Raw genomic sequence first — 13,420 nt, 5'->3', positions numbered from 1 at the left:
CGGAAGTTGTCAACCTGTCCGAGACAGGTTGGTGTTGATCCCGGTGGGTCCGGGAAGGTCAGGGGCACAGGGTGCTGCGCGATAGCGTTCGGGGTGGTTGGCGTAAGCCCGGTCGAGTGCACGCTGGCGTCGTTGCTGAGTGTCAGCAGCGATGCCGGTGTGCACCTGATGTGGTGTGTGCCGTCCGAGTCCACTGTGGCGGTGTTCAGTGGCGTAGCGATGAAGAAACTCTGTTGTCCATGTGCGGGCGTGCTCGATGTCATCGAAGTGCGGTGGGCAGTTGAGGTCGTATTTGATGGTCTTGAACAATGACTCCGAAAACGGATTGTCATCGCTGACCCTCGGTCGTGAATACGTCGGGACGACGTTCTCGGCGACGAGAGATCTCACCAGAGCATCCGAACGCATGACTGCACCATTGTCTGCGTGCACTCCGTTAGGTGCCCCGAATCGTTCGATAGCGCGGGCGAACATCGCTACCGCCAGGGCAGAGTCTTCCGAGTATTCGACACGCCAACCCACCGGATAGCGGGAGAACACATCTATGACCAGATACAACCTGTATCGATCCTGGGTCCGTGGCCCCCGCAGTTCGGTGACATCCCAGGACCACAGTTCACCGACGTCGCCGGCGTGCACGATCGGCTTGCTGCGATGTTGGACGAGACCGCCGAGCTTGCTGCGTCGACGATCACCGACCAACCCCTGTTGGGCGGCTATCCGGTAGAACGTACGCTCGCTGCAGTCAATTTTCTCGGCATCGAATGCACGCCAATATGTTTGAACGACAGACAGATCGGCGTAGTCGTCAGCTTCGAGGACTGACACGATCGCAGTCCGTTCGGATGCGGTCAGTGCTGCTGGTTGGTGTCGATCCTTGTGCGGTGTCGGATCGACGACAGGGCGGTAGTGGGAGTAGTTGCGTGTTATTCGGTAATAGGTGGCGCGTGCGATACCGACCAATTCGCATCCGTCACGGACACCGACGTCAGCTCCCACGAGCGCGCCGACGAGGGCGATCAGGACAGTTTGTTGCGCTCGAGCCACCGTGCGTATTCGTTCGCGCTCAGCAGTGTTACCGGAATCTCGGTCGGGTCCTCGTTCGGTGAGCTCGTGGTGATTCCTTCCAAGAGCTCGTACGCTTTTCCCAGGATCTCTTGCACCGCCTCGCTCTGGGCGAGTTTGTGTTTGAGTTCGCGGTTCTCTTTACGGAGTCTGTTGAATTCGGCGCGGTCGAAGTTCTCCATGCGGCGTAGTGACCTCTTTTCTGCGGCCGGAGCCATCTGTGCTTCGTATTCTCCCTCGTCTCGGCTCCGAAGCCAGTTCCGCACGGTCGCTCTGGTGAGGTTGTGCTCACGCATCAGTCGAACCTTCGATCCGTGGTCGGTACACAGATCCCACTCTTCGACGAACGCGATCCGAAACGCAACCGGAAACGTGCGCCCGCCCGTGCGGGTGCGTCCGATCTCGATGTCGATCACAAGCAACTCGATTCCCCGCCTACTTTGCCAGGATGTGTCTCACGATCATCCTGGCAAAGAACGTCTCTGACGCGAGAAAGGGGGTGCACTTGCGAAAAAGGGTGTTCGGTTACTTCTTTCGGCCCGGAGCCTTCGCGCCCGCTCGGAATCCGAGACCGCCCGGCTTGGCGGCTGGGGGAGCAGCAGGTGCATCACCGCTCGACGGCTGGGCAGTTTCGTCCGCCGATGCTGTCGGCTCCTTGGAGTCTGCCTCGGTCGACGCTGCAGGCTCAGCCGCAGTAGTCGACTCGGCTTCGCTCGACACCGCGGGCTCGGACTCGGCGGCGGCCGCTGCTGCGGGCTCGGACTCGACAGGTGCCTCAGCCTCTGCCGCCGGGGCCTCGGTTGTCGCAGTCGCAGCCGGCTTGCCCGGTGCCTTGGCGCCTGGCTTCTTGTAACCGGACTTGACTGCCAGGCCCTTGGCCTTGACGGTCGGCTTCGATTCGATGGCTGCCGAAGCTTCGGTCGCTGCCGGTGCCTCGACTGTTTCCGGTGTCTCAGCCTCTGCTGCCGGTGCCTCGACTGCCGCAGGTTCCTCGGCCTTTGCCGCAGGTGCCGGGGCCTCGGTTGTCGCAGCAGGCTTGCCCGGTGCCTTGGCGCCTGGCTTCTTGTAACCGGACTTGACTGCCAGGCCCTTGGCCTTGACGGTCGGCTTCGATTCGACGGCTGCCGAAGCTTCGGTCGCTGCCGGTGCCTCGACTGCCGCAGGTTCCTCGGCCTTTGCCGCAGGTGCCGGAGCCTCGGTTGCCTCAGCCGGCTTGCCCGGTGCCTTGGCGCCCGGCTTCTTGAAGCCGGACTTCATGGCAAGACCCTTCGGCTTGACGGTCGGCTTGGTCTCGGTCGATTCTGCCGAGGATTCCGTTGCCGACTGACTTGCTGCGGGTGCTGCAGTTTCCGTCGCCGAAGCTTCGGCAGCCGGCGCAGTAGCCTTGGCACCGGGCGCCTTGCCCTTGACCTGAAGGCCCTTGCCACCCGGTGCCTTTGCGCCACCGGCCATACCGAGGCCCTTGGGCTTGGCAGCTGGCGGCGCGGCTTCCGCCTTGGGCGCTGCAGCTCCCGGCGCTTTCGCTCCTGGTGCTTTCGCGAGGCCCTTCATCTTCAAGCCACCGGCCTTGGGTGCCGGAGCTGCCGGTGCTGATGCCGACTCTGCGGGCTCTTCGACGGGCTGGACGCGCTCGGCTTCTTCGACCTCAGCAGTATCTTCGGTGACGACGTCCGCCTGTGCAGGCTTCTCTCGTGGAATCACCTTGATGTTTTCGCCCAGAACCGAAGACTCGACGCGGGTGATCGACTCGAGCATCAGCTGTGCGACGTCGACGACCTCGACGCCTTCGTGTTCGCCACCCTCTTGGCGTGCGGTGACGCCGTCGGTGAGCATGACGCGGCAGAACGGGCAACCGGTCGCGATCTTCTTCGGGTTCATGCTGAGCGCTTCGTCGACCCGGTCGATGTTGATGCGCTTGCCGATGTTCTCTTCCATCCACATGCGAGCGCCACCGGCACCGCAGCACATGGACCGTTCGCCGTGTCGCGGCATTTCCTTCAGGTTGGAGCCCGAGGCTGCCATGAGTTCACGGGGAGCGTCGTAGACCTTGTTGTGACGTCCGAGGAAGCACGGGTCGTGGTAGGTGATGTCCTGGCTGACCGACGCCACCGGGATCAGCTTCTTCTGCCGTACCAGACGGTTGAGTAGCTGAGTGTGGTGCACGACCTCGTAGTCGCCACCGACCTGCGGGTACTCGTTGCCGAGCGCGTTGAAGCAGTGCGCACAGGTGACGACGATCTTTCGCTGCTTCTGCTCGACGCCGTCGAACAGGTTGTTCAGCGTTTCGATGTTCTGCATCGCGAGTTGCTGGAAGAGGAATTCGTTACCTGCGCGGCGTGCGGAGTCGCCGGTGCAGGTCTCGTCGGCGCCGAGGACCAGGAACTTGACTCCGGCAGTGGCGAGAAGCTCTGCGACGGCCTTTGTTGTCTTCTTGGCGCGGTCCTCGTAGGCACCGGCGCAACCGACCCAGAACAGGTACTCGTAGTCCTGGAACGAATCGGCATCCTGCCCGAAGACGGGGATGTCGAAGTCCATCTCGTTGATCCAGTTGAGGCGGTCCTTGGAGTTCTGGCCCCAAGGGTTGCCCTTGTTCTCCAGGTTCTTGAACAGGCCTGCGAGCTCGGACGGGAACTCCGATTCGATGAGCACCTGGTAGCGACGCATGTCGAGGATGTGGTCGACGTGCTCGATATCCACAGGGCACTGTTCGACGCACGCGCCGCACTGGGTGCAGCTCCACAGTGTTTCGGGGTCGATGATGCCGCCGTCGATGGCTTCGGCGACGAGCTTGCGATCGGCTTCGTCCCGGGCCGCCTGCGGAATTGCATCGAGCTTGGCCTGGTCGGGTTTGCCGTCGGCGTCGACGAGACCAATCTCGTCGCCTGCCATGTCCTTCTTGCCGCCGGCGAGAAGGTAGGGGGCTTTGACCTGGCTGTGATCGCGCAGCGACATGATGAGCAGCTTGGGTGAGAGCGGCTTGCCGGTGTTCCAAGCGGGGCACTGCGACTGGCAGCGACCGCACTCGGTGCAGGTGGTGAAGTCGAGCCAGCCCTTCCAGCTGAAGTCCTCGATCTTGCCGGCGCCGAATGCGTCGACGTCGGGGTCGGCCTCTTCCATCACGAGGACCTTGCCGCCGGACATCATCGGCTTGGCTGCGCCGAGTGCGGCGGTGCCGTCGTCTTCACGCTTGAAGTAGATGTTGGGGAACGCGGTGAAGCGGTGCCATGCGACGCCCCAGTCGATGTTCTGGCCGACGTAGTAGAGCCAGATCATGCCGGACATCAGCTTGATGAAAGCGAAGACCGAGACCATGACGACGCTGGCCGGGAGGATTTTGGCGACGTTCATGGTGAAGAAGTCGGTCCACGGGTTCGCGTGGCCGTAGGTGGCGATCTTGCCTGCCTTGACGAAGATCATGCCGAGGCCCTCGACGAGAACGACTGACTCGACGAAGTAGGCAGCGCCGAACCGGGAGCCGGCGAAGCGTGACTGACGCTCGGCCTTGCGCGGGTGATTGAGCTGGCGAATGGTGATGAGAACGAGGATGCCGACGACGGTGCCGATGCCGAGGATCTCGTCCATAAGGTGGTAGATGGCCCAGTCGCCGAAGATAGGCCAGTGGAACTCGGGGTTGAACGTCTGGCCGTATGCCTCGAACCAGAAGATGGCTCCGAGCATGAATCCGACCATGACGAGCCAGTGCGCCCAGCCGACAGTGCGGAACTTGACCATCTTGGTGTGTGCGGCGAACTCGACGATCATCTGCTTGAAGCGAGGGATGATCGGGCGCCAGCGGTCCGGAGCGGGTTGCCCGAGGCGCACGATGTTGAACATCTTCAATCCACCGCGGATGAAGGAGTACCAACACACGAGACTGAGCAGCGCACCGAACGTGCCCAACGAAATCGTCACGGCGTTCATGTAAGCGGCCTTTCGTAATTTAGGCAGCGGAGGAGCTGCCTCGGGTCCAGCCCGACAAGCGTACGACTTTTCAGGTTACTCGCCAGTAATAAGGCTGGCGTACTGCTGAGTAACTTAGCAACGCGGAGATCGCTCTGCGCTGGTGGATCGCCGGATCGTTCAACTTTCCGGTGGGCTGAACCGGTCGGTAGAGTCAGTCCTGATGGTCACGTTATGCGTAGGGCGAACGGAGGTGTTCGAGAAGGCAGTCCTAAGTTCGTCCGTGTTGCCTTCTCTGGAGGTGTTGGGCCGGCGTTCACCGATGCACGGCGGCAATCCATATTCGGCGCGGAATCGTGATCAATCTGGGTCGGGACGTTCAGATGTGACATTTGGGAACTATTGGGATTTCGAAAAGAACGCGAGAGGATAACAATCGGTCGAGTTGTAGGTTATGCTGCTGCCGCACCGACTAACTCGCGGATTCGGTCTTGGGGTGTTTCTGCGTCTGCGGGGCAACTTTGTTCGACAACAGCCGGGCTCGATTTGCATAGAAACGGAAACAATCTTCAGATGAAACTCAGCAAAATGGTCGTCACGTCGGTGCTGGTTGCCGCAGCGATGGGGCTCGCCAGCGGAACAGCCTATGCAGATCCGACTCCGGCGGCGCCCGAGGTGCCCGCACAGGACATCAGCTACGAGTCGAACCTCGAAGATCGCACCATCGTCACCACGATCGATGCAGGCGTTTTCAAGGTCGCCGACGACGGCAAGACCGTCGATGTGCTCGATCAGGCCGAGAACGTAGTCGTCACTTTGCCGCTCAGCTTCAATCTCGGCGGCCTGAGCTTCCCGTACGAGCAGAACGTGGACAACGACGGCAAGACGCTCCGTCTCGTTCCTCAGCTCGATCTGACCAAGGCCTCGGCCAACTCGCGCGCGCTCGGCGCAACGCAGGTTGCTTCGACCGAGGAAAACCTCATCGCGCAGCAGACCTTCGCTTCGCAGCTCGGTATCGCGACCGCAATCGGTGGCCTCACCGGTACCGTGATCGGTGCGGTAGTCGGATGTGTCGCGACACTTGCTGTGGGTTGCATCACCGGTTTGGTGCCGGGTGCTGGCGTCGGTGGAGTAATCGGCACGATCGTCGCCGGTGGGCCGACGCTGGTTGTCGCGGGCATCGACCTGCTCAACACGCTGAACGCCGCTCCGGGAACCTCGAAGTTCGCCGACAGCATCAACTGAACACCCTCGACACAACATCAGCCCGTCACCTCAGCAGAGGTGGCGGGCTGATGTGCGTTCGAGGTCAACCGAAGCGAATGCCGGGGTCCGCCAGTGCGATTCCGTTGATCACGATCGTCACCAGGTAGCCGATCAGGTCGAGTCCGACTCCGATAAGTCCGAGCATGCGGGATGCCTTCCGTTCGAGTGATGCGGCACAGGTGTACCTATTGGTCTCGCGCTGATCATACGATGTATTTGTATATGTGCACGACGTACTTCGCTTCGAAATAAACACTGGCAGAGCAGGTGTCGGCCCGTCGGCGCGTGCGGGCACCCTTCGCTCCACCTGTCGGTTGTTCGGATGAACGTTTTGGTTTTCTTTGCACGCTCTTGGTACTTTGGTCAGGTGGAAACAGGCGTCACTGCGGTTACGATGCATGTCCACTCCGAGCCCTCGTCCATCGAATCCGAGTGGTCTGCGCTCGCTGACCGTGTCGGGACGGTGTTCTCGTCGAGGCCGAGCTTCGTGGTGAATGTTGCGCGTTCGTTGAGTCTCGACTTCGAATTGGTGGCGATTCGTAGAGACGGACGGTTGGTTGCGTCGGCTGCCTTGTCGCTGGTGCGCCGAGGGCCGTTCACTCTCGCGAAGGTGATCGGCACCGGGTTGGGAGTGCCGATCGAATTTCTCAGTGAGGACATCGAAGCCTCCGACGCGTTGCTCGACGCCATTGCGTCCCTCGGCTACATGGTGGACGCGGATTCCATGATCACGAACGACCCCACTGTGCGCAGGCTCGCGCAACACCCGTCGTGGACAGTGGAAATGGTGGTGCGTGAACGTGTCCCGGTCATCGATCTCGCTGTCGGGCAGGGAGCCTCGGCCATTCGAAGTGCGAAATCATTGAAGAGGCTTCGCCAGTACCGCAGTGAGGTGCAGCGTCGGTCGTCGTTCGAGGTCGAGGAGATCACCGAGGTCTCGCATCTGGACGCTCGGTGGAGTGACATTCTGGAGGTAGCGGCCCGCGGGATCGCCGGCACTACGAAGATCAACTATCTGACTGCGCCGCACGGCGAGTTTGCTCGTGACTTCCTGCGGTGCGAGGCCCGAGCGGGCAGGCTTTGCATCGCAGGGCTGGTTATCGACGGGCAATGGGCTGCCCATGAGATCGGTTTGCGAACAGGCTCACGGATGGAAGGGTGGCTTACCCATTACGACCCGACAGTCGGGCGGTGCCAGCCCGGTCATCAACTGATCGAGTGGTTCGCGAACAAGCATGACGAACTGGGCGTCGACGCACTCGATCAGGGAGTCGGTGTCAACGAGATCAAATCTGCTTGGGCCACATCGGATTACGAGTTGGTCCGAGTTTCGGCGGCACCGCAGGCTTGGGTCATGTCCGGGGTGCTGGTCCGACTGCTTCGCCAGCTTCCCCCGGCCCTCTCGCGCATTCGGCGATGCGTCGAGCGTTTTCCCTGACCCAAGCCCGGTCGGAGCCGACTATCAGTCGAGCGAGGCGGTCCTGACGGTCGCGCCTGTTTCTGCTGCGACCTGGTCGATCGGGATTCCCAAGCTTGCCGTGCCACCGAACTGCGCCAGTGTCAGGTTGGCCTCGGTGCAATCTGGTGCGCCGCCACTGTTGGAGCCGCTGGTGATTCCCAGAGCGAGCGTTCCGGTCACGATGGCGCCACCACTGTCACCCGCGAGAGTGCATGCGGTACTTGCGAAGCCTCGAACGGTGCGGCTGGTGCCGTCATCCATGAAGAGTTGGGTCTCGACGCGGTCCGCGGCAACTACGCCACAGGTGAACGAAGACGACTGACCGGACTTGCAGACGGGTGCACCGACGACGGGGGACGCAGTGCCGGTGATGGTTACCGTGCTGCCGTTGGCTCCGCGGACGGTCGGCTTGTCGAGGCCGGAGGAGGTGCCGTTGGCGTTCAACGAGATGACCGACCAGTCGAGTGCGCTGGGGGATCCGAGGCTGGACTTGGCGAAGGTCCCGATCTGGGTGCTGTCGTGCACGTTGGCCGGGTTCGGTAGGTAGACGGGTGCGCCGCCTACGCCGGTGGCAGCATTCGGATTGCAATGCCCTGCACTGAGGTTGACCGACTCGCCGGAACCCGATGTGGCATTGAAGCCGAAGGAGCAGACGCTGATGTCGGTGGGCGGGGTGTCCTTGATGGGGCCCGCGGTGGTGACGTAGGTGTCTCCACCCATCGGTGTCGGATCGGTGGGCTTGGGTCCACCCGGCGACAGGATGACCTTCAGATTCGCTAGCAGTGTCGGGAGGTTGAGCGCGCTGCCGATCGGACTGTTGGCGATGTCGATGACGATCTGATTGTCCAAAACGTCTATCGAAGTACCGTTTACCTGACTGGCGACCTCGCGGGGCAGGGTGGAGATCCAGTTGTTCAGGTCCGTGAGGGACCGTTCGAGCCCGTCTGCTGAGACTGGGGCCTGCGCGGAGTCGTAGCCGTCCTGTGCCACGGCATGGGCGGCGTCCTGGGATGTCACTGCGACGACTGCCTGGCCGTCGGGACCTATCCAGGCACCGGCGAAGTCTGTTGGACGATTGGCGCGGAAATCCGTTGCGTAAGTGGACAACTCCTGCGCACGAGCCGCGCGATCGAGGTATTCCTGCGGAGAGATTTTCAGATCGCGCTCTACAGCCTCTGCGAGTTCACGCGGCAACTGATCTGCGGCGGACTGGTCGACTCCGCTGTCGGGCTCGGCCGAGGCCGGTGCAGAGAAAGTACCGACGAGTAAGAACGCCGTCGAACAAACCACCGCTACGCGCAGTGCCCCCGTGTTACGCATGAAATCCCTTCATCAGGTGCTGGCCGTCAGCGCCCCACCTTAGGCTATTGATCACAAAAAATATGAACGGCGTGGTCAGCGTCCCAAAAGGGGGAAGTCAGGGAACGTGAAGTCGGGAAAAGTCAGTCGTGGTGGCAGCGTTCTCGTCGGCGGGAGTGGTAAAGAGGGTTCTGCCGGTGCAGGAGCCACGGTCTCCGGAGCGGGCGGGGGAGACGGCTGCGCGGGAACTGTCTCGACGATCGGCGGCAGTGCGGTCGGCACCGTTGCGGGGCTGGGCAATTCGCTGGGTGCGGCGTCTACGGTCGGGATCGGCACGGCAGGGACAGGCGTCGGCGACGGTTCGGTCGTCGGAGTGGCGTCTGCATCGGTGATCGTGGGGGGAACGACGTCGGCTCCGTCGCTGAAGGCGCCCAAGGCCGCGGCGATACCGATCGAGACGAGAACGAGCGCGACGGCAGCCGCTGTCACGATGGCGATGGGGCGCTTGGAGTTCGGTGATTCCGTCGACTGTGGACTGTCGGGTGCCGGTGGACCCTGCACCGGGATCGCCTCGGAGAATGCCAGGGCGGGCGCGGGAGTGACGACGGGCAGTGCGTCGGTATCGGCCGAATCTGCTGGGACCGAGTACATGGCTTCGACGATTCCGAGCGCACCGCGGGTGACGGTGACCTGGTCGAGGTCACCGGAGTTCGATCGATAGAATTCCCGCGCAGCAGCCTCGTCCGAGATCAGCGTGACCTGATCGAGGTCGACGCGGTCGAGAGCGACCCGCATCGCGTCGACGGCGTGAGAACTCCACGTGTTCGGGTGTGTCAGGACCGCGTGCGGGATGCTTCCACCGTGCTCGGCGGTCACCGAGCTCACGAGGCAGAAGGCGGCGGTCGCAACGAGATCTTCGGCGCGGAATTCTTGCCCGCTGTCCTCGGGCTTGTCGACACGGCCGAAGAATCCGACGAGGGGTGTCGAGTCCGCTGCTGCGTCGACTCCGAGGCGCGCGGTGCCGTTACCGGAATAGGACAGGACGGTGTCGGTGACGAAGACCGATGGGTGTTCGCTTCGGGTACGTCGATGCACGGCCACCGATACCCCGTCGGCGATCGTCATCGCCAGGCATCCGGTCATGGTGTCGGCTTCAGCACGGTGTCATCCTGCCGACTGTCCGGGGTGGTGCCGCCGGACTCCGGGGGCTTTTCCGGATCGGTCGGCTTCTCCGTACTCGGCTCGACTATCTCCGGCTCGTCGACGTCCGGCTTCACGGTCTTCGGTGTGGTCGTTTCCGGCTCGGTTTCGAGCGAGGCCTCGGGGGCGGGCTGGGGCGTCGGAGGCGTGATGACGACGTCGGAGGTACGAGGCAGTTCGGGGGGCGTCGTGGTGGGCTCAAGGGCCGGGGCGAAGACCGGCTCGGTCGATGGTTCGACTGACGGTACGACCGTGGGAAACGGAATCTGCGAACTCGGACGGACGATCGGCACGGTGGCCTCGGCGATCTGAGCACTGTCGATCTCTGGGATCGACGGCTCGGAGGTGTCCTGAATCAACAGTGCGGTCAGGCCTGCGCCGAGCGTCAACAGGGCTGCGAACGCGGCCGCCGCAAGGATGGGGGTGCGCGTCCACAGCGGGCGCACCGGAGTCCGCACCGGTATTTCCTCGGTCACGGCCTCGATAGGAAACTCGGCGGCAAGCACTGCCGCGCCACGAGCGGCCGCAATACCGGAATCCGATCCAGCCCACCTGACATCGAGTCCGCCTGCCCACGCTGCGCGCGCCTCGGACTCGGAAACCAATGCGACATGATCGAGTCCGACGCGACTCATAGCCATCCGTAGCGCCGAGACCTGCTCCGCTGTCCACCGGGCCGGGAACGTCGCCGCAGCTGCGAGCGTGTCCACCGGGGTGCCAATGGACTGGGCTACGTCGGCGAGCAGGCACCGAAGGGCCATAGCGACGAGATCGCCGGGGGCATGACCGCTGGACGCTTCCTCGCCGATTGCGTCTACGAATCCGGTGAACTCGACCGCGTCGGGGTCTTCGGTCCGTCCGAGTGAAGCCGAACCGTCGGCGTGGACGTAGAGAACGGTGTCGTGCAGGGAAGCGACGTGCAAAGAAGGACTCGAACGCGCGGCCCGCGACACCGCTGCGATTGCGCGTTGATTGTCGATGTACATGCCGACGTCGGGTAATGCTTGTGCGGGCGGATGGGCCTGCGCCGGCTCGGCGGACCGATTGATCATCGCTACTGCTACCTCGTCGTCTGCAGATGCCTTGTGGGCGGAGTACTGAGATAGATGTCGTGTGCAAGCCCGCAGAAGTTACACAGCCCGTGCAGAACTACACAGTAGTTCCGTATCCCATCCCACGCAGCATCGACAGCAGTTCCGAGCGCGAGCTCGCTCCGAGGCGCCGCTTGATGCGAGCGACGTGGTGTTCGACGGTTTTCGCAGAGATGTAGAGCCGATTGCCTGCTTCGCGGTAGGTGATGCCGAGGACGAGCATCTCCGCGACTTCGGCCTCGCGCGCGCTGAGCGAACCTTTCGGTTCTGCGGCTACCGCGGTCGGTGACGCTACGGGCTGGCGAAGCGATCGGGCCACCTGGAGCAGTGTGGTCGCAGCGCGGGTGTCGGTGGCGCGAAGTGCGGCTTCGCCGGCGAGGCGGGCGCCGTCCCAAGACAATCCGAACTGGGTGAGCGAGTGGGCGGCGGCTTCGACATCGGAGACGTTCGGATGGCCTTGCAGTACGCCCAACCAGGCTCGACCGGCGGCTGCGAGGGTGGCGCTGTACCGGTTCGATTCGGCTGCCGTGGCGAGTGCCCGGGCATGGGGAACCAGTTCGGCGGGGTTCTCGGCAGCAATGGCGGCCTGAACTCCGTACCAATGAAATGCCGACGCCCAGGCGCTCGGCTCGTCCAGGCCTGCAAGTACGGAATCGACCTGTGCAAGCAGATGTGTCATACGGTCGGGTTCACCCACCCGCACGGACCCGAGCCAAAGCTCACCGATCGGTAGCAGCGAGAACAAGTCGGCCGAGTATTCGGCGATGACGTCCTGCGCATCGTTCCACGCGTTGACCAGCGCCCCCCGGTCACCGGACCGGCGGGCCAGCCCGACTTCGATCGCATGAAAAAAGAGTTGGTTCCGACTGTGCGAAGAGGGGACCTGGATGGCCTCGATGCGGGCCGCCGTCGACGCAACGTCACCGGACAGCATGCTCGCCCAGGTTTGCAGCAATGCAATTCTGGTGCCGCTCGGATGCTGGATGGGTGCGGTGGACCGCGACACCAGCGATTCGACGCGCGCGAGATCGCCGCAGTGGAGCGCGAACAGGATGGCGGTTGCCGACGCAGTCTCGGGGGCCGCTCGCCTGGCGTCGGCGCCGGACAGTGACACCGCGCGCATCAGTGTGTTCGTTGCTGCAGTGGTCTCGGCCGTCGACTCCGCGGTGATGGACTGCTGTAGTCCATTGGCCAGCAGAGTCAGCGCAGCGCTCACCGACGTGGGCGGTGCTGTAGTTGCAGCCGTGACTGTAGGCACGACGCCTGCTACCGAGGCGACGACGGCGGCCAGTGCAGCATCAGTTCCGGCGCGGTCGGAGCCGAGCCACTCGTAGAGTTGACGTCCCCGCTCGGTCATGCCTCGCTCGGCGGCAACCGTTGCCGATGTTCTTATGGCTGTGCGTAATTCACCCGAGGAAACCGAGTCGCCGTGTTCGAGGATGTGATCACCGAACTGCTCGGCCGCATCGAGATCGCCGACCACAGCTGCTACCTCGGCCCTTCGTCCAGCCAAGGTCAGAGGTTCGGCGCCCGCATCGACGGCAAACGAATACAGCGTCGCGGCGGATTCGGGCTCTGCGCCATCACCTTCGAGGGTGAGGAAGACCGCCAACTGCGGATGTCGAACGCCTGCACCTGCGATGGCCACTGCCATATCGGCGTCGAGAGTGTCTGTCTTGCTGCGATATTCGAGCAGGGTGGTAAGAATGTCGGAGAGTCGAGGTGCGCCGAGGGCGGCAATCAAAGCCTCGCCGACGCCGGTCAGCGGGGGAGGGTCCGGTGCCAACACGCCTGCTGCGACGGCACTCTCGCGGACCGCCGCCGGATCGACTGCTCCCTCGGTGAGTTCGGTCAGCACCTCGGTGTCGGATTCGGCACCGAAGTGAGCAAGCACGACCACACTCTGCTCGGCGCGGGTCAATGCCACGAGGTATGCCACTCGATGGGCGTGGACAGCGTCGACGACGACCTTGCTGACCGGGTCGTCGGCGTCGACGCGCCTGCTTGCCTCCAGTGCGACGTCGACGGCATTCTCACATCCACCGGTGGCAGTCAGAATGGTCCCGGCCAGTGCGCGGGAGATCGGTCGCCCAGCTTTGGTTGCCCGGGCTGCGATGTCGGACTTGGTCAGCACGAATGC

9 protein-coding genes are annotated in these 13,420 nt (G+C 63.2%); 2 read left to right on the top strand and 7 right to left on the bottom strand.

Features of this window, described 5'->3' with window-relative positions; all coding sequences use genetic code 11:
- Positions 1 to 9: 9 nt before the first annotated feature.
- The 3 genes from BJI47_RS20120 to BJI47_RS20110 form a co-directional block, all read right to left on the bottom strand.
- On the bottom strand, positions 10 to 1,047 hold the full coding sequence (locus BJI47_RS20120; RefSeq protein ID WP_217808503.1) for a DDE-type integrase/transposase/recombinase: 1,038 nt from the start codon (positions 1,045 to 1,047) through the stop codon (positions 10 to 12).
- Positions 1,020 to 1,481 (bottom strand): hypothetical protein, encoded by a 462-nt coding sequence (locus BJI47_RS20115; RefSeq protein WP_176224659.1) that lies wholly within the window; start codon positions 1,479 to 1,481, stop codon positions 1,020 to 1,022. Before BJI47_RS20115 ends, BJI47_RS20120 begins: the two co-directional genes overlap by 28 nt.
- A gap of 109 nt (positions 1,482 to 1,590) precedes the next feature.
- Positions 1,591 to 4,986: a (Fe-S)-binding protein gene (locus tag BJI47_RS20110; protein WP_088945387.1), complete on the bottom strand. Its 3,396-nt coding sequence runs from the start codon at positions 4,984 to 4,986 to the stop codon at positions 1,591 to 1,593.
- Between the two features lie 552 nt (positions 4,987 to 5,538).
- Here BJI47_RS20110 and BJI47_RS20105 point away from each other — a divergent pair.
- Together BJI47_RS20105 and BJI47_RS20100 are read left to right on the top strand one after the other, a co-directional pair.
- Positions 5,539 to 6,210, top strand: a complete 672-nt coding sequence (locus BJI47_RS20105; RefSeq protein WP_088945386.1) for a hypothetical protein — start codon at positions 5,539 to 5,541, stop codon at positions 6,208 to 6,210.
- Between the two features lie 388 nt (positions 6,211 to 6,598).
- Positions 6,599 to 7,669: a GNAT family N-acetyltransferase gene (locus BJI47_RS20100; RefSeq protein WP_176224980.1), complete on the top strand. Its 1,071-nt coding sequence runs from the start codon at positions 6,599 to 6,601 to the stop codon at positions 7,667 to 7,669.
- Between the two features lie 24 nt (positions 7,670 to 7,693).
- Here BJI47_RS20100 and BJI47_RS20095 read toward each other — a convergent pair whose 3' ends face one another.
- From BJI47_RS20095 to BJI47_RS20080, 4 genes are all read right to left on the bottom strand, one after another.
- Positions 7,694 to 9,010, bottom strand: coding sequence for a S1 family peptidase (locus BJI47_RS20095; protein WP_176224979.1), 1,317 nt, complete (start codon positions 9,008 to 9,010; stop codon positions 7,694 to 7,696).
- A 75-nt stretch (positions 9,011 to 9,085) separates the two neighbouring features.
- The gene (locus tag BJI47_RS20090) at positions 9,086 to 10,114 is read right to left on the bottom strand and encodes a hypothetical protein (RefSeq protein ID WP_139804871.1); all 1,029 of its coding nucleotides are present in this window, start codon (positions 10,112 to 10,114) and stop codon (positions 9,086 to 9,088) included.
- Between the two features lie 14 nt (positions 10,115 to 10,128).
- Positions 10,129 to 11,241: a hypothetical protein gene (locus BJI47_RS20085; protein WP_088945383.1), complete on the bottom strand. Its 1,113-nt coding sequence runs from the start codon at positions 11,239 to 11,241 to the stop codon at positions 10,129 to 10,131.
- A gap of 97 nt (positions 11,242 to 11,338) precedes the next feature.
- Positions 11,339 to 13,414: a helix-turn-helix transcriptional regulator gene (locus tag BJI47_RS20080; RefSeq protein ID WP_088945382.1), complete on the bottom strand. Its 2,076-nt coding sequence runs from the start codon at positions 13,412 to 13,414 to the stop codon at positions 11,339 to 11,341.
- Between the last annotated feature and the right edge of the window lie 6 nt (positions 13,415 to 13,420).

It is taken from the genome of Rhodococcus sp. 1168, from assembly GCF_002091955.1.
Classification (GTDB): domain Bacteria; phylum Actinomycetota; class Actinomycetes; order Mycobacteriales; family Mycobacteriaceae; genus Rhodococcoides.
This window is presented reverse-complemented; position numbering and strand designations above follow the sequence as displayed.

What these genes read in the sequence shown, in the direction of transcription:
- BJI47_RS20110 (WP_088945387.1), bottom strand. Translation starts at nt 4,986, where the DNA reads ATGAACGCCGTGACGATTTCGTTGGGCACGTTCGGTGCGCTGCTCAGT.
- BJI47_RS20090 (WP_139804871.1), bottom strand. Translation starts at nt 10,114, where the DNA reads ATGACGATCGCCGACGGGGTATCGGTGGCCGTGCATCGACGTACCCGA.
- BJI47_RS20085 (WP_088945383.1), bottom strand. Translation starts at nt 11,241, where the DNA reads ATGATCAATCGGTCCGCCGAGCCGGCGCAGGCCCATCCGCCCGCACAA.
- BJI47_RS20105 (WP_088945386.1), top strand. Translation starts at nt 5,539, where the DNA reads ATGAAACTCAGCAAAATGGTCGTCACGTCGGTGCTGGTTGCCGCAGCG.
- BJI47_RS20095 (WP_176224979.1), bottom strand. Translation starts at nt 9,010, where the DNA reads ATGCGTAACACGGGGGCACTGCGCGTAGCGGTGGTTTGTTCGACGGCG.